The sequence below is a fragment of the Salinispora vitiensis genome, from assembly GCF_000378825.1.
GTDB classification, from domain to species: Bacteria; Actinomycetota; Actinomycetes; order Mycobacteriales; family Micromonosporaceae; genus Micromonospora; species Micromonospora vitiensis.
In genome coordinates this window covers 1,278,583-1,297,446 of sequence record NZ_KB900388.1, presented here as the reverse complement: position 1 = coordinate 1,297,446, position 18,864 = coordinate 1,278,583, and the positions used below count along the sequence as shown (strand labels likewise).

Genomic DNA, 18,864 nt, shown 5'->3' with positions numbered 1-18,864 from the left:
GATGCTGAGATCCGACAAACCTGCAGGTCAGGAGGGGTGTAGTGGCGATTTGGCCCGGTTGTCGACCTTGGTCATGATGGCCCGGCCGTACAGGGCGACGCCGGCCAGGATGCTGACCACGGCGATCGGTACGCCGTAGAGGGGCCGCACGTACATCGCCAGGAACCACGACTTGACGTTGATGTCGGCCAGGATGAACACCAGCGGGATGACCCCCTGCGGGATCAGCAGGATCGACCCGAGGCCCCAGCTCAGTCCCTCGACTGCGCTGCCCTTCTTGGCCACGTCGGTACCGCCGGCGTTCCGGGCCACGGTGGTACCGACGGCGTTCCGGGCCACGGTGGGGCGGCCGGTCCGCATGGTGTGTAACAGGTCCGGCCCGTCCGCGCTGAGCTTGCGGATCGCCAGTCCGCCCAGCACCCAGGCGACGGCGACGCCGGTGAGTACGCTGACCGGGGCCCCGGCCCAGGTCAGCCACGGCTGGTCGGTCCGGGTGCCGAGATAGACCAGGGCGAGCGCGGGCGCCGGTGGCAGCAGCCCGACCCAGAACAGCACGTTGGACTGACCAGTGGTGTCGGCGCGTTCGAGTGGGTTGCTCGGCCGCTTGTGCGCGTCGGGACCCGGGACCATGCCGAACACCGACGAGTAGGCGATCAGGCCGGCGCCGCCGCCGAGCAGCGCGGGCACCGCGGCGGCGACCCATGGCCAGGTCCAGGTCAGACCGCTCCACCAGACGAACGCGATGCTCGCCACGACGGCCGGCGGCGTGAAGACGAGCAGGTACGCCCACTGCCGGCCCCGCACGTCGACGCGCTGGGTGCCGGTGGTCAGGGTTTGCCAGAGTGCGGTGCCGTCCTGGCTGTAGAGGTTGCAGGCCGAGGTGATGGCGAAGAGCGCGAGTGCCGGTCCGGCCCAGGGCAGCAGGAGCCGGGCGTCGAAGGTCAGCGGCAGCAGCACGGTGCCCAGTGCCCAGACGATCGGCACCACCGCGGTGGTGGTCCGCAGCGGGTCACGCCACCAGGTGCGCAGCTCCTTGGAGACGATCGCGCCACCCGGGCCGCCGAGCAGGCCACCACCGGCCGGGGCGCGGCCGGCGCTGCCCCGGATGGTGACCCGCCCCCGGCGCGGGTTGCCCAGCTCGACCGACCAGACGAGCAGCAGCAGCAGGCAGAGCACGGCCAGGCCGGCCGGCGCGGCGATCGCGAGCAGCCAGTCCCCACGGCCGGCGGCGTCCACCGCCACCACGCCCCAACTCGACGGAATCGACCGCAGCGTGACGGTGGTGGTGTGGGAGAACCCGGTCTCGAGGATGTCGGAGTACATCACCGCCACGACGATCATCCAGCCGGACTGGGTGAGCACGAGCATCGCCGCGAACAGCACACCGGTGATCGCCGCGCCCGCCCGGGACGCCGCGACCACGCCGAACAGCGCGTAGACCACCCGGGACAGCAGCACCACGAAGACCAGTTGCAGGGCGGCGACCGGCACCGCCAGCAACGCCGGGCCGAGACCCTGCCGGGCACCGTACGTGATGAGGGCGAGGAAGCCGAGCGCGGTGACCGCGGTGGTGATGCCGACGAACGCCGCACCCAACAGTCCCACCGCGAGCCGGCGGCGCGGCACCGGCAGCAGCGTGAAGTGGTCGGCACGCAGCACCGCCGAGCCGCCCCACAGCGGGCCGATCAGCCAGCCGAGCGTCCACATGCCGAAGACGCCGGCAAGCAGGTCGCCCAGCACGCTCTGGTTGGGCAGGTCGACCAGGGAGAGCCAGATGGTGGCGGCGGCGAACAGCAGGCCGAAGACCGCGCCGACCAGCATCCAGGCGGCCCGGCCACCGGTCATCGCATTCTTGATGACCGACAGCTTCATCCGGATCAGGACGCCAGCCACGACAGCCCCTTCCGGGTGTGCTCGTCGCCGCCGACCAGCCGCACAAACGTCTGCTCCAGGCTCGTGTCGCCGCGTACCTCGGCCAGCGGACCGGCCGCCACGACCTTCCCCGCGGCCATGACGGCCACGGTGTCGCAGAGCTGCTCGACCAGCGGCATCACATGGCTGGAGAGCACCACCGAGCCGCCGCTGGCCACGAACCCGATCAGGATCGCCTTGAGCGCCGCCGCGGACACCGGGTCCACGGCCTCGAACGGCTCGTCCAGCACCAGCAGCCGGGGCCCGTGCAGCAGCGCGGTCGCCAGCCCGATCTTCTTGCGCATGCCGGTCGAGTAGTCGACCACCAGGGTGCGCTCCGCCGAGCGGAGCTCCATCACGTCGAGCAGCTCCTGAACCCGGCCGGCCAGCACGCCGGCCTCGATGCCGCGCAACTGCCCGAGGTACGTCAGCAGCTCGCGTCCGGTCAGCCGCTCCGGCATGGACAGCCCGTCGGGCAACACACCCATCAGCGTCTTCGCCGCGACCGGATCGGACCACACGTCCACACCGAACACCTGGGAGGTGCCCTCATCCGGGCGGAGCAGCCCGACCGCCATGGACAACGACGTCGTCTTACCCGCCCCGTTCGGGCCAACGAGTCCGAAGAAGGAGCCCCGCGGCACCACCAGGTCGACGTGGTCGACCGCGGTGTTCGCGCCGAACTCCTTGTGCAGGCCGGACAGCCGCAACGCCGCTGGCCGGCCCCCATCCACCTCAGCACTTTTCGCTGCGGCGTACTGAGTGGTCGATGGCTCCATGATTCCCCCGGTATCACGCTCGGCGGCGACAGGCCCAGTTTGCCTTCGTCGATCAACCTCAGCGCTGTCGGCGTCCATGCTGCGCTACTCGCAGGGTGTTACACACGTCGGCCACGCCCGGGATGTCCCACGCGAGTTCGCCCGCGACCTGCCGGGTTTCGAGGTCGGCGGTGATACCGGTCAGGATGATCACCCGGTTCTGCGCGGTAACGGTGATCTGCTGGCGACGCGTCGTCCAATCAGATCGGAGCCGTTGGGCGGCTATCGAGGCGAGCCGGGCGTCCTCGTCGTGGTGCGCTGACGGGTCCCAGGCCGGGTGGAACGGGTCGTCGTCGGGCGTGGGCCAGGGCACCATATGGCAGTCCTCATCGCTGGAGGTGGCAGCGGGGTGCGGCCGGTCGCGGGTCGCGACACGCCGGTCCGTTGTTCACACCAGCACCTTGGGTTCGTTCGTGGGGTTTGGTTGGTCGGTCACGACGGGGAAGGCGGTGTCCAGGCGCATCGTGTGTAGCACGGTCAACACGAACCGGGAGGGCGCGCGGAGGCACAGCTCCGCGCCGCGCTGACGAGCCTCCTGTCGGGCCCGGACGAGTAGGCCGAGGCCGACGGAGTCGATCTGCTCGACGGCGGAGAGGTCGACGACCACGCGTCCCTCGTGCTCGGTGGCCTTGCTCAGCGCGGTGCGTAACGGTTCCGTCGTCGCGGTGGACTCGACGACCTCATCGTGGTCGGCGCCCCCGAGCGGCTGGGCGGGGGCGGCCCGGCCGGGCGGGGATGGGGGTGGGGTGCACCCGGCGCACCGGTGTGGACCGGTGGCGAACGGAGACCCGCTCCAGCCATGCTCGGACACGAGCGTCCAGACCACCTCGTCGTCGGGTAGCACGACGGAAGTGCTGGCGGCGGTCTCTCCGCAACCATCGCAGATCAGGGTCATCATGTTGTCGTCTGGCACGACCGTCATGGTTGGTTCCCTTCCTGGTCCGTCGGTGCCGAGGGGTCAGCGGCGGTACGCCACCGGCGGATGGACCGCCTCGTCGGCCCCGGCGTGCGCCTCGCCGTTACGACCGCGAGGGTAACCGCGGCGCCGGCGAAGCCGACCTGCACGGCCAGCCGCAGCCCGGAGGGAGCAGCGACATCGACGCCAGCGACTCGGGCGGTGATGGTGCCGAGCAGGGCGGCACCGAGACCCACGGAGATGGCCAGCCACACCGGGGCAGCGTCGCGGCCCGGGAGAACGAATCGCCCGAGTATGCCGACGAAAACGCCGACGAAAACGCCGACGACGAGGGCGTAAATGAGGGCGTTGCCGGTCACTGCTGCCTCCTCTCAGCGGGATGGGGCCGGCGTTGGCGTGACGGGCGGCCCGACACGCCTCTCACCCTCTAAGTGGGTCGTGTAGCGGTCGGTGCGGTTGGATGACAGTCACATGACAAAAAGTGTGGCGGCTGCCCCGGAGTGGGTGGTTGCCGGGGCGCCGGGGATGATGCCGTAATGACCGCGGTACTGGTGATCGAGGACGACGACCGGATCCGGTTGGCACTGCTGCTCGCCTTGGAGGAGGAGGGCTACACCGCGCGGGGGGCGGCCAGTGCCGAGGAGGGGCTGCGGATGCAGCGGTCTGACCCGGCCGATAACGTGTTGTTTGACCTGATGCTGCCCGGTATCGATGGATTTGAGGGGATCCGTCAGCTGCGCCGCGACGACGATGTCCCGATCGTGGTCGTCAGCGCCCGGGACGACACCCACGACATCGTCGCCGCGCTGGAGGCCGGTGCCGACGACTACGTGGTCAAACCGGTCGCCATCAAGGAGCTGTCCGCCCGGCTGCGGGCGCTGCGACGGCGGGCCCGGGCGGTGGCTACCCCGGTCGCGGTGCAGGTCATCGGGGACCTGGAAATCAGCCCGGAGGCGGGGGAAGTGCGTCGTGCCGGAGCGCCGGTAGCGTTGACCCGCACCGAGTTCCGGCTTCTCTGCGAGCTGGCCGAGCATGCCGGCCGGGTGTTGTCCCGGCAGCAGTTGCTGCAGCGGGTATGGGGGTACGACAGCGGCGACGAGCGCCTAGTGGACGTGCACGTCGGGCGCCTGCGCCAGAAGATCGAGGCGGAACCGGGTAATCCGCGCCATCTGGTCACGCTCCGTGGCCTTGGCTACAAGCTGCAGCGATGAGACATCTCGGGCTCCGCGCGCGGGTGACGGCCGGATTCGCGGTCGGCGCCGCGTTGCTGGCCTCCTCGATGGCGTTGATCTCCTATGACCTGACCCGGCGCAGCCTGCTCGACGAGCGGGAACGCACGGCCGTACGGGCCGCTTACTTCGACGCCGGCGTCGTACGCATCGGGTTGAACACCGACGACCCCGACGTCGTCGAAGTGCTCCGTTCGTTGGACACCGGCAGCTCCCGGCGACCCCTGCTCCACCTCGACGGCTCCTGGTACGGGCGTACCGCCGAGACCGCGGCGACGAGCGTGCCGGCGGCCTTGCAGCAGCAGGTCCGGGCCGGACAGCCCGGGGTACAGCGGGTCCAGCTGGCCGGGCAGACGACCCTGTTGGTTGGGGTGCCACTGCCCGACGGCGCCAGCTACTACGAACTGACCTCCCTGCGGGAGTTGGAGGAGACCTTCCAGGTTCTCGCGTTGGCGTTGACCGCCGTGGCGATCATGGTGGCCGGTGCCGGAGCCGCCTTCGGCTGGTACGCGACCCGGCACAGTCTGCGCCCGCTGACCGCCGTCGCGGACGCCGCCGAGCGGATCTCCGCCGGCGACTTCACGACCCGGCTGGCCCCGGCCACGGACCCGGATCTGACCCGCCTGTCGACCTCCTTCAACGACATGGTTGACCAGCTGGCCCGACGGAACGAACGGGACCGACGCTTCGCCGCCGACGTGAGTCACGAGCTGCGTTCGCCGTTGCAGACCCTCTACGCCGCCGCGAGCGTGCTGACCCGTCGGCGGGGACACCACGACGAACGGACCGCGACCGCGGCGGGGCTGGTGGCCGACGAGATCGGCCGGTTCCAGCAGCTGGTCAACGATCTCTTGGAGCTGGCCCGTACCGACCAGCCCGCCCAGCGGGAGTCGGTGGACATCGTCGCGCTCGCCAGCGAGGTGTGCCAGAGCCGGGAACTGCCGAAGAAGCTGGTGCAACCCGACTCCGGTATGCCCACGGAGTGGCGGGTGGACCGGCGGCGCACCGAGCAACTGTTGGTCAACCTGCTCGAGAACGCTGTCCGCTACGGCGGGGGCCCGGTCGCGGTCCGGCTGTCAGCCGTCGACGCCACGGGCATCGTCGAGGTGGATGACGCCGGTCCGGGCGTACCGGTGGCCGATCGGGGTGTCATTTTTGACCGCTTTGTTCGCAGTCGTGCCGCCCGTGCCCGCGGGGGTACTGACGGCACCGGGCTCGGCTTGGCGATCGTCGCACAGCACGCGACCGCGCACGGCGGGCACGCCGTGGTCGTCGACCGGCCCGGGGGCGGGGCGCGGTTTCGGGTGGAACTGCCGGGGAGCGTGGAGTGAAGGCCCGCCTAGCGGTGGCCATGCTGCTTGTGCTGCTGGCAGGTTGCGGCGTGCCTACCGACGACCAGCCACGGGCGGTAGAGGCGCCGTACGGGCCGTTCCCGACCCCGAGTACGGCGGTCTCCGACCCGGCCGGGCGGTTCACCGAAGCGCTCTACTTCGTTCGGGATGACCGTCTCGTCCTGGTCCGCCGTCGCCTCGACGTCCTGCCCACGGTTGAACAGCACCTGGAGCACCTGCTGGCCGGGCCAAACGAGGCCGAGCGGGCCGATGGGCTGGCCACCGCGCTCTTCGGCGCGGTCACCGTGGCCGGCATCCGCCTCACCGGGACGCGGGCCGAGGTGGACGTACCGTCGGTGGCGGACGGCGCCGGCCGGAGCGACGAGGTCTTCGCCTTCGGCCAGATCGTCTGCACCCTCACCGCCCGCCCCGAGGTTGACGCGGTGTCCTTCCTGCGCGACGGTGCGCCGCTGGGCGTCCCTCGGGCGGACGGGTCGCTGTCGCAGGGGCCACTCACCGCCGCCGACTACGTCGAGCTGTCCGGCGCGGACTGAGCCGTAGCGGTCGAGCTGTCTGGGCTCCGGCGCAGCGGCGGTGGTCAGCCGGTCCGGTGCTGGCGCGGCGGTGTGGTCAGCCGGCGACCGGTACCGTCTCGCCCGGTAGGGTCGGCTCGTCGGGGTGCGCCGGGGCGGTGCCGGGCAGCTCCGATGCCTCGTCGCTGTGCCCGTTGTCGCCGCCGGCGCCCTCGTCCGGTTGCTGTGCCGGCTGGCCGCTGCCCGAGTGATTCGGCTGGCCGGGTGCGGGCGCATCGCCACCGGTGGGGACGTTGCGGGCGACCACCTGCGGATACTCCGCGGTCGCGGCACCGCCGGTAGCGGCTGCCATCACCGCTGCCGCGGCCAGGTCGGCCACCCGCTTCGCCTCGCGCTTTACTCGCGACCTGACTTCCTTGGCGTGTTGGTCGGCGTAGTCGGCAGCGCGTCGGGCCTCCTCCAGCCGGTGCAGCTCGTCGGCGAGCTCCCGACGGGTGGTGCCGAGTCGCTGCTGCTGCCTGGCCAGTTCCTGGTCAATGGTGTTGCCGTCCTGGCGGACCTGAGCGAGCTGCTGCTGGCCGGCCTCCAGCTCGGACTGGAGCCGGCCGAGCCCCTCCCGACGGTCTCGGATGTCCTGCTGCACCGCGGCGAGCTGCTGCTGGTGGCTGGCGGCCTGCTCGTCGATGCGCTGGCGAACCTTCGCGGCGTACTCCTGGGCCTCGGCGATGAGCGCGGCGATCTCCTGCTCGGCGGCGGTACGTTGGGTCGCGAGCTCCCCCTCGGCCGTGGTCCGCTGCTCGGCTATCTCCTGTTCGACAGCGGTACGCCGGTCGGCCAGCTCCCGCTCCACGGTGGATTGCCAGCGGGCCAGCTCCTCCTGGGTTCGGGTCCGGGCCGCCTGCACCTCCTGTTGGATCTGGGTGCGGGCGGAGCTGAGGAACGCCTCGGCCTCGGCCCGGGCCTGCTCGATCCGCTGGGCGCTCTGCTCTTCGACCTGGATCGCCTCCTGCCGGGCCCGCTCATGGGCGGCCTCACCCGCCTCCCGCAGCTGGTCGGCGGCGGCGCGGATCTCGGCCAACTCCGCCTGGGCGGCGGCCCGCCGCTCCTCGTCCGCCTGCTCCTGGTCGGTACGCCGGGTAGCCAACTCCTCCTCGAAGTCGCGCATCGTTCTGGCCGCGTGTTCCTGGGCCTCAGTGAGCGTCCGCTCCGCCTCCGCCGTGAGCTCGGCGGCCTGCTGTCCGGCCGCCTCGCCGATCATGGCGGCCTGCCGTTCGGCCAGCACCAGGATCTCCTCGACTATCGGTCCCAGATCGCGGAACGCGGCACGGTCGACCCGGGCTGGCCGCTCGCGCAGCTCGGCGACCTCCGCCTCGAGGGTGGCGAGCTGGGTGGTCAGTGCCTCGGCTCGGGCGTGTGCCTGGTTGCGGTCGGTCACGGTCTGGAGCAGCTCGCCGTCGAGCTGGTCAAGGTGCCGCTCCACCTGCCGCTTGTCGAAGCCTCGCATGGTGACGTCGAAAGCCGGCCGCGACACCTTGTGATCGCTGACCGCGAACGACTCGTCGCCGTGGGACATGGCTGCATCCTCCGTACGATCGCTAGCGCCACGCCGGGGCGGGTACCACCCCACGGGCAACGGTGTGGCGACACGCTACCGCCGTCGTGATGTGGGCTGAAGACCTGCCCCGCCCTTGGGAGCCGTGGTGGCGAGCTGTCGGCCGGTCGAGTCGTTCGACTGTGTCGATCTCCACTTGACAGCGGTCAAGGTAAGGCTAACCTAACTGGGTCGAGTGCGGCGCGGGACCGGTTCCCACGTCCGACCCCGGAAGGCATCATGACCCAGACCCTGCCCGTTGCGCCCTGGCGGCTGTTCACCGTCGAGGTTCGCGCCGTACGTCGGCTCAGCCCGTCGTTCGTGCGGGTTACCTTCACCGGCCCGGACCTGGACCGGTTCGCCGACAACGGCTACGACCAGCGCGTCAAGCTGGCATTCCCGCTGCCGGGCCAACGGGAGGCCAGGTTGCCGGAGGGTCCGGACTGGTACGCCCGCTGGCGGGTCCTGCCGGAGCGTAAGCGCAATCCGATCCGCACCTACACCGTCCGCGCCGCGCGTCCCGAGCTCGCCGAGGTCGATGTTGACCTCGTTCTGCACGGTGACGGTGGGCCGGCGACCCGCTGGGCGCGTCGAGTGCGGCCCGGAGACCAGATCGTGATTGTCGGCCCGGATGCGGGTTACGGCGGCGAACACGGCGGGGTCGAGTTTCGGCCACCGGCCGCCGCGAAGCTCCTGCTCGCCGGTGACGAGACGGCGGTGCCGGCGATCTGTTCCATTCTGGAGCGGCTTCCCGTCACCGCCCGTGGCCGGGTGCTGCTGGAAGTGCCGGAGGCCGACGACGCGCAGCCGGTGGCGGCGCCACCCGGGGTGGCGGTGCACTGGCTGGCCCGAGGCGGACACCCATCCGGCACCCGGCTGGTGCCGGCCGTGTCGGCCGCGGCGGCGGAGTTGATGTCCGGTCCGTCGGTCGGGGTGCCGGTCACCGAGCTGAACCTGGACGTGGAGCTTCTCTGGGAGGTGCCCATCTCCGTTCTCCCGACCCCGCTGTACGCGTGGCTGGCGGGCGAGGCGGGCGTCATCCGTACCCTCCGTCGCCACCTTGTCACCGAACGCGGCCTGGATCGTCGGGCGGTGGCCTTCATGGGCTATTGGCGCCTCGGTCGCGCCGACCCGGCCTGAGTGTCGGGCGGGGGTGGGGCGCGGTCGGCGCGGCGCAAGGAGCTCGGGCCAGATCGAATGCGACCGGGCCGTCGTCCTGTCGGGTCACCGACGATACCCACCGCCATGAAAGAATTTAGCGATGCGTAGCCCGGCTCAACCACTCGACGGCATGAACGCGTTGGTTATCGGTGGCGGAGGCAGAGGAATCGGACGGGCGATCTCGCGGGCGTTCGCCTCGGCCGGCGCTGCCGTCGCCGTCGCTGACGTCGACGAAGGGCGTGCGCGGGATGCCGTCGAGGAGTTGATCGGATCAGGCGCCCACGCCCTTCCCCTCGTCGGCGACGTGCGGTCTCGATCAACTGTGGACGACTTTGTTGCCACCACCATCGCCGAGTTTGGCCGGCTTGACACGCTCGTAACTGTCGTGGGCGGGCAGGTCGCGTTCGTGCCCGCGGTGCGGCTGCACGAGATGAGCGACGACGACTGGGATCTCGCGTACGAAATGAACCTCGGCTATGCCGTCCGTGCGGTCCGCGCTGCGATCCGTGCCTTCCTGGCCCAGGGGCAGGGCGGTTCCATCGTAAGTGTCGGTTCGGTCGCCGGGGTAATGGCCGCGCCCAGGCAAGCCAGCTATGGTGCCGCCAAGGCCGGCCTCGTAAGTCTTGCCAGGACCGTCGCTGCCGAATACTCCGCCGACGGTATCCGGATGAATGTCGTCTCCTGCGGTGCCATCGCTACGGCGGTAGCGAATTCCACGCAGCCTGCCGGCGAGGTGCCCGAGATCCCGATGCGCCGACTTGGCGCTCCGGATGATGCCGCTGCAGCCGCCGTCTACCTGGCCTCACCGCTTTCGTCCTACGTGACCGGGCAAAGCGTTGCCGTCGACGGGGGCGTGACGGTCCGAGGCCCGTTCGCCACCTGAGTCGCCCTTGGGCGCAACCGGGCTGCGCCAACCGGTCAGCGGCCAGCGGCGGCGCGATCCAGGAACATCAGCCGGGCCTGCTTGCCCGGCAGGTCGACCAGCGGCCCATCGACGAAGCCGGTACGGCGCAGTCGAGCGTGTGCCCGCTCGTTGCGGGCGTCTGGCTCAGCGACGATCCGCTGGTGGGTGGGGTCGGCGAAGACGAAGTCGACCAGGAGCCCGAAGAGGTGGCCGGTGAAACCCGGCTCGGGGCGGGCGGGGCGGGCCGGCGGGCCGATCAGAAAATGGATGCCGTGGTCGCCGGGCTGGACCGGGTACACCTCACCGACCGGATCGGCGTCCGGCTGGTACGTCTGGAACAGCGCCGCCGGAACCCCGTCGCGTAGCGCCAGCCAGGCCTGGTGAGTGAGGAGTGAGTCCAGGTAGCGATAGATCTCAGCCACCCGGTCGCGACCGGCGTCGCGCATCCCCCAGAACCGGGCCCGCTCCTGGCTGACCCAGCCGTGGATGAGGTCCAGGTCACTCTCCGGATCCACCGGCCGCAGCTGCACCTCGCCGAAGCCCGCGACCACCCGCCCGAAGACCACCCGGTCACCCATCTCGCTCCTCAGTCAGCTTGTCCCAGTCGGTGACCACCGGCAGCAGCTCCCCGCGTTGCCAGGCGGCCAGTTGGTCGTCGTCGTGCGCCGAGCCGGGCACCCCATCCGCGCCGAGGGGCACCACCCAGCGGCTGTTCTCGCGTCGCGCGAGGTCCCAGGCGTACCGGGCGGCCGGCCCGCGCCGGCACAGGTCGGTTACCCCGGGCACGCTGGAGGTGGAGAGTACACAGTCGTGCTCGCCGCCGAGTTCCGGTCCGGCATCCACCTCCGGGTAGCCCGGCATCCGATTGTCCGCGAGCCCGTGCTCCGCCACCACGGTGACCGGCACCGCCCGCCAGGGCGTGAGCCGGTGGCGGGCGCCCCACCGGGCCGCCTCGCCGCCGACGGCCGGGTCGAGGTCACTGCCCGCGACCTCCAGCAGCGCGGCCCGGACCAGAGCCGGCGCGTCCAGCCCGGGGAGCGCGTCGGGAGCGAGCAGCGCGCCCAGCGCCGTCCCCACCCGCGGGGCCAGCGCCAACCAGGGCGCGAAGACCTCCGGGTACGCCGGTGGGTCAGCGAGCGACGCCAGCGCCGGATGCGCGGCGATCCGCCGGACCAGGGCGGCCCGGACGGCGGCGAAGGCACCCGCGTCGGCGCTGTCGGCGGCCATCCGTCGATCCCAGCGCAGCAGCCGGTCCCGCAGCGCGGCGGCCGGCGTCGGCAGCTCCGCCAGGCCCGCCAGGAGGGCGAGCAGCGGCCCGGCGGCGGCCGTGTACGTGTCGGTGTGCACGTCGGCCATCCGCTCCGCCGTCCAACCGGCGGTCGCGTCGAGCAGCTCGCGGATGCGCCGCGCCCGGTGCGGGGGTGCGAACTCGACCCCCAGCGGAGCGGAGACAGCCCGCTCGTTGGCCATCACGGCGACCTCGGTGACGGTGGCCCGGGGCATTGCGCACCAACCAGACCAGGCGTAGCGGGGCTCCCACGCCGGTACGACCCGTACGCCGTTGGCCGCCGGGCGGGCCGGCACCGCACCGGCGACCCGGTGCAGCAGTCCACCGTGGGTGTCGGCGGCGAGCACCACGTTGACCGGCTCCACCCAGTGCTCCACGGCGGCGTCAACGTCGGCGACGGTGCGCGCCCGCAGTAGCGCGGGCAACGCGGCGAAGCCCAGCTCACCGGTGACCCGCGGCGGGTAGCGGAGGCTGATCGCCTCGGCCGACTCCGGGCCGCCGACGACCACCGGCCCCCGGTCGGTCTCCACCACCTCCACCTCGACCGGCTCGCCGCCGGCCACCGTGATCGTCTCTACGTGGGTGCGGGTCGGCTGCCAGCCGTCCGGCCCGTACGCCTCCACGCCGCCGCCCCGTCGACGTAGCCGCTCGGCGTACAGGTCCTGGTAGTCGGCCATCGCGTTGGTGATCGCCCAGGCGACCTCGCCGGTGTGCCCGAAGTGGGCGATGCCGGGAACCCCCGGCACTGCCAGGCCGACCACGTCGTACGCCGGGCAGGCGAGGCGGATCTGCTGGTAGATGCCCGGGTCCTCGATATACCGGTGTGGGTCGCCGGCGAGTAGGGCGGCACCGGTGGCGGTACGTTCGCCGGCCAGCAGCCAGCCGTTACTGCCGGAGCTGACCGGCGCGTCCGCCTGGAAGAGCGCGACGGCGTCCGGGCCGAGTCGCCGGGCGATGTGTTCGCGCCAGAGCTTGCTCGGGAAGCCGGCGAAGAGGACGTGGTGGGCCAGCCAGATCGCCAGCGGGGTCCACGGCTCCCACCGACTGGCGTCGAGCCCCGCGGTGGCGAAGCGCGGGTCGCGGGCCGCCCCCGCGGCCAGGCCGGCGTTGACTCCGGCCACGTACCGGCCCACCCAGGAGGCGGTCGCCGGGTCAAGGCGGGCGTGGCAGCGCCGGGCGGTGTCGGCGAGGCGGGCCTGGCGGGCGAGCCGGTCCCACGGCACCGCCTCGGGTCCGAGGAACGCGGCGCTCGCCCCCAGCGATCGGTGCCGCTCCACCTCGATCTGCCAGGCCCGGTCGTATGCGGTGACCCGGCCCTGGGCGTAGGCCAGCTCGTCGGGGTCGGCGGCCCGCAGGTGCGGCACACCCCACCGGTCTCGGAAGAGTCTCACGTCGTGACTCCGATCGGGCTCCGGCGCCGGGCCGTCGGTATCACCAGCGGGGTGCCGGTCTCCGGATCGTCGATGACCCGGCAGGGGAGGCCGAAGACCTCCTCGACGAGCGCGGCGGTAACCACCGTCTGAGGCGGGCCCGTCGCCACCACCTGCCCGTCGCGCATCGCGATCAGGTGGGTGGCGTAGCGGGCGGCCTGGTTCAGGTCGTGGAGTACGGCGACCAGCGTACGGCCCTCCTCCTCGTGTAGCCGGGCGCAGAGGTCGAGGATCTCGATCTGGTGGGCGATATCCAGGTACGTGGTGGGTTCGTCGAGCAGCAGCAGGGGGGTCTGCTGGGCGAGGGCCATGGCGAGCCAGACCCGCTGTCGTTGCCCGCCGGAGAGTTCGGCCACCGGACGGTCGGCGAGGTCGGCGACGCCGGTGGCCGCCATCGACTCGGCGACCACCGCCTCGTCCTCGCGGGACCACTGCCGCAGCAGCCCCTGGTGCGGGTACCGTCCCCGAGAGACGAGTTCGGCCACCGCGATGCCGTCCGGGGCGATCGACGACTGGGGCAGCAGGCCGAGAGTCTTCGCGATCTCCCGGGCGGGGCGTCGGTGGATGTCCGCCCCGTCCAGCAGGACCGCGCCGGCGCTCGGCCGCAGCAGCCGGGACAGGGCGCGCAGCAGGGTGGACTTGCCGCAGGCGTTCGGGCCGATGACCACGGTGAACGACTGGTCCGGAACGTCAACGGTCAACTCGCGGGAGATGGTCCGCCGTTCGTACGCCAGGGTCATCGCGCTACCGCGTAGCCGGGACCGCATCTTCGGTGCTCCGTTCTCCGTCGGGATCACAGCCGGCCCGCCCGGCGCTCGGCTGCCAGTAGCCAGATCAGGTATGCGCCGCCGATCAAGCCGGTCACCACGCCTACCGGAAGTTGGTGGCCGGGTACGGCGCGCTGAGCGAGCTGGTCGGCAACGACCAGGAGTAGCGCCCCGAGCAGCGCGGAGGGCAACAGGTTGGGCCCGGGCGCGCGGGTGAGTCGTCGGGCTAGGTGCGGCGCGGTAAGCGCCACGAAGTTGACCGGGCCGGCCGCTGCCGAGGCGAGGGAGACCAGCAGCACGGCCGCGCCGAGCAGGGCCAGCCGCAGGCGCTCGACCGGCACGCCGAGGGCGTTGGCGGAGTCGTCGCCCATCTCCATCAGCCGCAGGGCGGGTCCGGCGCCGGCCAGCACCGCCGGCCCGAGTAGGGCGAGGGCGATCAGGACCGGCAGGGCGTGGATCCAGCCCCGGCCGTCGAGGCTGCCGGTGAGCCAGAGTACGGCCCGGGCGGCGTCCATCAGTGGGGCGCGGGTGAGCAGCCACCCGTTGATCCCGGTGAGGATCGCGGCGATCCCGATCCCGGCCAGCACGAGTCGGTAGCCGTGCACCCCGCGTCGCCAGGCGATCACGTAGACCAGGAGGCCGGTGGCGAATCCGCTGATGGCGGCGGCGCCGGAAAGCATCGTGCTGGTGCCGCCCACGACGATCACCACCAGCGCGCCGGTCGCCGCGCCCTGGGTGAAGCCGAGCAGGTCGGGACTGCCGAGGGGGTTGCGGACCAGGGTCTGGAAGACGGCGCCGGCCAGCGCCAGCGCGGCGCCGACCGCGATGGCGGTGGCGAGGCGGGGGAGCCGTAGCTCGTGGACGATGAACTCCTGGGCCGGGGTGCCGTCGCCGGCCAGGGTGCGGAGCACGTCGGCGGCGCTCATCGGGTAGTCGCCGCTGCCCAGTGCCAGCACGCCCGCGGCGAGGGTGAGCAGCGCGCAGGTCAGGCCGACGGTGAGGGCGCGCGGGTGCAGGCGCAGCGAGACACCGCCAGGAGTACGCAAGACGATCATGGCTGCCCCACCCGCCCCCGAAGTACCAGCCAGAGGAAGAGCGGTCCCCCCAGCACGGCGGTGACCATGCCGACCTGGAGTTCGCCGGGGCGGCTGAGGATCCGGCCGAGCACGTCGGCGCCGAGCAGGAGCACGGGTGCGAGCACGGCGCAGTACGGCAGCAGCCACCGCAGGTCCGGCCCGGTCAGCGCGCGTACCAGGTGCGGGACCAGTAGCCCGACGAAGACGATCGGCCCACAGGCGGCGGTGGCGGCGCCGCAGAGCAGGGTGACCGCCGCGATGACCGCCGCCCGGATCAGCGCCGGCCGCGCGCCGAGCGCCCGTGCGGTGTCGTCGCCGAGGGCGAGGGCGTTCAGCGGGCGGGCCACGGCGAGGGCGAGCAGCAGCCCCGCCGCGATGAACGGCGCCACCGTGCCGACGAGGGCCAGTTCGGCGCTGGCCAGCGAGCCCACGGTCCAGAACCGCAATCGTTCTAGGGAGGCGGTGTCGAGCAGCATGATCGCGCTCACATACGAGTAGAGGGTGGCGTTGAGCGCGGCCCCGGCGAGGGCCAGCCGCGCGGGGGTGGCGCCGCGCCCGCCGCCCACGACGTAGCCGGCGGCGGTGACGACGGCAGCGCCGATCAGCGCGAACCAGACCTGTCCGTTCAGTCCCGCGACTCCGACGAGGGCAGTGCCGGTGGCTACCGCCGCGGAGGCGCCGGCGTTGATGCCGAGTAGCCCGGGGTCGGCCAGCGGGTTGCGGGTGAGCGCCTGCATGACCGCCCCGGCCACTCCGAGGGCGGCTCCGGCGAGCAGGCCGAGCAGCGTGCGGGGCAGTCGCATCTGGTGTACCACGGTGTATTCGTCCGCGCCGGGGTCGAGCAGGGCGGGCCAGATGTCGGCGAGGGGGAGGGCCTTCGCCCCGACGGCGATGCTGAGCACCGCGACGACGGCGAGCAGGAGCACGGCGGCGGCGAGGCCGCTGGCGCGGGGTGCGGTGCGACCGCCTCGGATGGGGTGCGCCGAAGCCGTTTGCGCAGCGGACGGCGGTGCATGAGTGAGGGACAGGGTGGGCTCCGAGTTGGTGCGAATCGCCGGGGGCGGGACTTGACAGCATCTTAGGTTAGGTTAGCCTAACCCCGCTGTCCATGGTCGCCCGCGACCCCGACCGAAAGATCTAACATGTCGCACCCCGCGTCCGCCCGCCGACTTTCCCGTCGCGGCCTGCTCGCTGCCGCCGGCGGTGTCAGCCTGGCCGCCCTCCTCGCCGGCTGCGGCAGCGAGGACACCGACACCCCCGCCGCCGACACTGACTCCGGCCCCTGGTCCTTCACCGACGACCGCGGCGAGAAGCTCTCCGCCGACGCGCCTCCGACCCGCGTCGTCGCCTTCACCGGAGTGGCTGCGGCGCTGGTCGACTTCGGCGTCGACAAGCAGGTCGTCGGCGTGTTCGGCGAGACCACCCGCGCCGACGGCAGCAAGGACCCGCAGGCCGGGGAGCTGAACGTGGAGAGCGTGGAGATCCTCGGCAACACCTGGGGCGAGTTCAACCTCGAGAAGTACGCCGGCCTGCAGCCCGAACTGCTGGTCACCCACATGTACGACCCCGATGCGCTCTGGTACGTGCCGGACGAGAGCAAGGACAAGATCGTATCCCTCGCCCAGGTCGCGGCGATCACCACCGCCCGGGTGCCCATGACCGAGCCCATCGAACGATACGCGCAGCTCGCCGAGTCCCTCGGCGCGGACCTGTCCGCGTCGGCGGTCACCAAGGCGAAGGCCCGCTTCGACGCCGCCGCGGAGTCGGTCCGCGAAGCCGTCAAGGCCAACCCCGGCATCAAGGTGATGGCCTGCTCCGGCAGCCCCGACCTGTTCTACGTCTCCAACCCGCAGGTCAGCACCGACCTGATGTACTTCGCCGAGCTCGGCGTTGACCTCGTGGTGCCCACCAAGCTGGAGGCGGGCGACTACTTCGAGGCACTCAGCTGGGAAAACGCCGGCAAGTTCCCGGCCGACCTGCTGCTGCTCGACAACCGCGGCACCGCGCTGCAGGCCGACGACCTCGCCACCAAGCCGACCTGGGCGCAGCTGCCGGCCGTGGCGGCCAACCAGGTCACCGCCTGGGACTCCGTGCCCCGCTTCTCGTACGCCGGCGCCGCTCCGCTGCTGGAGAACCTGGCCACCGCGATCAAGGGTGCGAAGAAGGTCAGCTGACCGTCGCGTCCCGGCCGGCGACGCCGGCCGGGACCCCCGAACCAACTCACCGCAACCGCCGTCAGCGCACGGCGGACGATGGCGGCTGCCCTAATCCGGGCGCCATGAACATGAGGATCACCCATGAACCCGTCCGCAGGCCGCGTTGACGCCGTACCACTCGACCCGGGGCCCACCTCGGCCCGACCCGACCCGGAGTCCGCAGCGCCGGGCACTGTCGAGGCCGCCCAGGCGTACCTGCTCGGCAATGGTTCGGTCGACCACTATCGACAGGCGCTCGCCGACGGGGTGGAGCGGGTGGCCCAGCGGGTCGCGACGGTCGAGAGACCCTTCACCGGGATCACCCCGGACGAGCTGGCCCCGCTCGTCGGCGGCATCGAGCTCGACCGGCCGCTCGGCGACCACACCAGCGCCTTGGACGAGCTGGACGAGCTGTGGCTGCGCGACGCGGTCTGGTTCCACCACCCCCGTTCCCTGGCCCACCTCAACTGCCCGGTGGCGATCCCCGCGCTGCTCGGCGAGGCGATGCTCACCGCGGTCAACCCGTCGCTGGACACCTGGGACCAGAGCGCCGGCGCCACCCTCATCGAACGCCGGTTGATCGAGTGGACGGCCGCCCGGATCGGCCTCGGAACGGCCGCCGACGGGATCTTCACCAGCGGGGGAACCCAGTCCAACCTGCACGCCCTACTGCTGGCCCGGGAGGAGGCCGTCGCGCACGCCGCCGATGCCGACGCCCGGGCCGCGCTCCTGCCCCGGCTGCGGATCCTCACCTCCGCCGCCGGGCACTTCAGCGTCCAGAAGGCCGCGAAGCTGCTCGGCCTGGCGCCGGACGCGGTGATCACCGTCGAGACCGACGCGGCCCGGCGGATGTGCCCGCAGGCGCTGGACCGGGAACTGGAGCGTTGCCAGCAGGCCGACCTGCCGGTGATGGCGGTGGTCGCCACCGCCGGTACCACCGACTTCGGCACCATTGACCCGCTGCCGGAGCTCGTCGGGCGCTGCGCCACCGCGGGCGTCTGGCTGCACGTCGACGCCGCGTACGGCTGCGGCCTGCTGGTCTCGCCGACCCGCCGGCACCTACTCGACGGCATCGAGCAGGCCAACTCGGTGACCGTCGACTACCACAAGTCCTTCTTCCAGCCGGTCAGCTCCAGCGCGTTGCTGGTCCGGGACCGCCAGGTGCTGCGGCACGCCACCTACCACGCCGACTACCTCAACCCGGCCCGGGCGGTCGCCGAGCGCATCCCGAACCAGGTGGACAAGAGCCTGCAGACCACCCGCCGGTTCGACGCGCTGAAGCTGTGGTTGACCCTGCGGGTGATGGGCCCGGACGCCATCGGCGCGCTCTTCGACGAGGTCTGCCGCCGCGCCGTCGAGGCCTGGGCCCTCGCCGACGCCGACCCCCGCTTCGAGGTGGTCGCCCGCTCACCGCTGAGCACCGTCGTCTTCCGCTGGTGCCCCGCCGGCACCGACGCCGAGCTGGCCGACGAGGCCAACCGGCACGCCCGGGCCCAGCTCGCCGCCTCCGGTGCCGCCATGGTGGCCGGCACCATGGTGGACGGCCGGGCGCACCTCAAGTTCACCCTGCTCAACCCCGCGACCACGAGCGCGGACCTGACGCTCGTGCTGGACCTGATCGCCGAACACGCCGGCCGGTACGCGCACGACCACGCCCCCGGGCTCAGTGGCCGTCCCGCTGACCTGTCCTGCTCGGTCGCCTGACTACCTCACC

The 18,864-nt window shown here is 72.1% G+C and carries 18 protein-coding genes; 7 read left to right on the top strand and 11 right to left on the bottom strand.

What is annotated here, in order from left to right; genetic code table 11:
• Window positions 1-27: 27 nt before the first annotated feature.
• From SALPAC2_RS24445 to SALPAC2_RS0106010, 5 genes are all read right to left on the bottom strand, one after another.
• Window positions 28-1,893: a hypothetical protein gene (locus tag SALPAC2_RS24445; protein ID WP_018215746.1), complete on the bottom strand. Its 1,866-nt coding sequence runs from the start codon at window positions 1,891-1,893 to the stop codon at window positions 28-30.
• Window positions 1,878-2,645: an ABC transporter ATP-binding protein gene (locus SALPAC2_RS0106025; protein WP_018215745.1), complete on the bottom strand. Its 768-nt coding sequence runs from the start codon at window positions 2,643-2,645 to the stop codon at window positions 1,878-1,880. Before SALPAC2_RS0106025 ends, SALPAC2_RS24445 begins: the two co-directional genes overlap by 16 nt.
• Before the next feature lie 103 nt (window positions 2,646-2,748).
• Window positions 2,749-3,045 carry a BON domain-containing protein gene (locus tag SALPAC2_RS0106020; RefSeq protein ID WP_018215744.1) on the bottom strand — a complete coding sequence of 99 codons (297 nt, stop codon included), beginning with the start codon at window positions 3,043-3,045 and terminating at the stop codon, window positions 2,749-2,751.
• A gap of 72 nt (window positions 3,046-3,117) precedes the next feature.
• Entirely contained in the window at window positions 3,118-3,651 is a 534-nt protein-coding gene (locus SALPAC2_RS0106015; RefSeq protein ID WP_018215743.1) for an STAS domain-containing protein, read from the bottom strand.
• The gene (locus SALPAC2_RS0106010) at window positions 3,648-4,004 is read right to left on the bottom strand and encodes a hypothetical protein (protein WP_018215742.1); all 357 of its coding nucleotides are present in this window, start codon (window positions 4,002-4,004) and stop codon (window positions 3,648-3,650) included. Before SALPAC2_RS0106010 ends, SALPAC2_RS0106015 begins: the two co-directional genes overlap by 4 nt.
• A gap of 177 nt (window positions 4,005-4,181) precedes the next feature.
• Between SALPAC2_RS0106010 and SALPAC2_RS0106005 the strand changes: the two genes are divergently transcribed.
• From SALPAC2_RS0106005 to SALPAC2_RS0105995, 3 genes are read left to right on the top strand one after another with little or no spacing between them, the layout of a single operon-like run.
• On the top strand, window positions 4,182-4,856 hold the full coding sequence (locus SALPAC2_RS0106005; protein ID WP_018215741.1) for a response regulator transcription factor: 675 nt from the start codon (window positions 4,182-4,184) through the stop codon (window positions 4,854-4,856).
• On the top strand, window positions 4,853-6,205 hold the full coding sequence (locus tag SALPAC2_RS0106000; protein WP_026184474.1) for a sensor histidine kinase: 1,353 nt from the start codon (window positions 4,853-4,855) through the stop codon (window positions 6,203-6,205). The genes SALPAC2_RS0106005 and SALPAC2_RS0106000 overlap by 4 nt, the downstream gene beginning before the upstream one ends.
• Window positions 6,202-6,759, top strand: a complete 558-nt coding sequence (locus SALPAC2_RS0105995) for a GerMN domain-containing protein (protein ID WP_018215739.1) — start codon at window positions 6,202-6,204, stop codon at window positions 6,757-6,759. Before SALPAC2_RS0106000 ends, SALPAC2_RS0105995 begins: the two co-directional genes overlap by 4 nt.
• Before the next feature lie 76 nt (window positions 6,760-6,835).
• Here the strand turns inward: SALPAC2_RS0105995 and SALPAC2_RS0105990 are convergent, their stop codons facing one another.
• Window positions 6,836-8,311 carry a coiled-coil domain-containing protein gene (locus tag SALPAC2_RS0105990; protein ID WP_018215738.1) on the bottom strand — a complete coding sequence of 492 codons (1,476 nt, stop codon included), beginning with the start codon at window positions 8,309-8,311 and terminating at the stop codon, window positions 6,836-6,838.
• Window positions 8,312-8,569: 258 nt separating this feature from the next.
• On the opposite strand from SALPAC2_RS0105990, the gene SALPAC2_RS0105985 reads away from it, so the two are divergent.
• Window positions 8,570-9,469: a siderophore-interacting protein gene (locus tag SALPAC2_RS0105985; RefSeq protein ID WP_018215737.1), complete on the top strand. Its 900-nt coding sequence runs from the start codon at window positions 8,570-8,572 to the stop codon at window positions 9,467-9,469.
• Between the two features lie 151 nt (window positions 9,470-9,620).
• A complete protein-coding gene (locus SALPAC2_RS0105980; RefSeq protein WP_026184473.1) occupies window positions 9,621-10,373 on the top strand; it encodes an SDR family NAD(P)-dependent oxidoreductase in 753 nt (250 codons plus the stop codon).
• Window positions 10,374-10,408: 35 nt separating this feature from the next.
• On the opposite strand, the gene SALPAC2_RS0105975 is transcribed toward SALPAC2_RS0105980, so the two are convergent.
• Genes SALPAC2_RS0105975 through SALPAC2_RS0105955 form a run of 5 tightly spaced genes read right to left on the bottom strand, consistent with a single transcriptional unit; the run spans window position 10,409 to window position 15,881 of the window.
• A complete protein-coding gene (locus SALPAC2_RS0105975) occupies window positions 10,409-10,972 on the bottom strand; it encodes a GNAT family N-acetyltransferase (RefSeq protein ID WP_018215735.1) in 564 nt (187 codons plus the stop codon).
• Window positions 10,965-13,073, bottom strand: a complete 2,109-nt coding sequence (locus SALPAC2_RS0105970) for a penicillin acylase family protein (RefSeq protein ID WP_026184472.1) — start codon at window positions 13,071-13,073, stop codon at window positions 10,965-10,967. Before SALPAC2_RS0105970 ends, SALPAC2_RS0105975 begins: the two co-directional genes overlap by 8 nt.
• Entirely contained in the window at window positions 13,070-13,879 is an 810-nt protein-coding gene (locus SALPAC2_RS0105965) for an ABC transporter ATP-binding protein (RefSeq protein WP_026184471.1), read from the bottom strand. The genes SALPAC2_RS0105970 and SALPAC2_RS0105965 overlap by 4 nt, the downstream gene beginning before the upstream one ends.
• A 26-nt stretch (window positions 13,880-13,905) precedes the next feature.
• Window positions 13,906-14,934, bottom strand: a complete 1,029-nt coding sequence (locus SALPAC2_RS0105960) for a FecCD family ABC transporter permease (RefSeq protein ID WP_018215732.1) — start codon at window positions 14,932-14,934, stop codon at window positions 13,906-13,908.
• Window positions 14,931-15,881 carry a FecCD family ABC transporter permease gene (locus SALPAC2_RS0105955; protein WP_018215731.1) on the bottom strand — a complete coding sequence of 317 codons (951 nt, stop codon included), beginning with the start codon at window positions 15,879-15,881 and terminating at the stop codon, window positions 14,931-14,933. The genes SALPAC2_RS0105960 and SALPAC2_RS0105955 overlap by 4 nt, the downstream gene beginning before the upstream one ends.
• 216 nt (window positions 15,882-16,097) lie before the next feature.
• Here SALPAC2_RS0105955 and SALPAC2_RS0105950 point away from each other — a divergent pair, with 216 nt between their 5' ends.
• Together SALPAC2_RS0105950 and SALPAC2_RS0105945 are read left to right on the top strand one after the other, a co-directional pair.
• Window positions 16,098-17,129, top strand: a complete 1,032-nt coding sequence (locus SALPAC2_RS0105950) for an ABC transporter substrate-binding protein (protein WP_018215730.1) — start codon at window positions 16,098-16,100, stop codon at window positions 17,127-17,129.
• A 123-nt stretch (window positions 17,130-17,252) separates the two neighbouring features.
• Window positions 17,253-18,854: a pyridoxal phosphate-dependent decarboxylase family protein gene (locus SALPAC2_RS0105945; protein ID WP_018215729.1), complete on the top strand. Its 1,602-nt coding sequence runs from the start codon at window positions 17,253-17,255 to the stop codon at window positions 18,852-18,854.
• Window positions 18,855-18,864 lie beyond the last annotated feature (10 nt).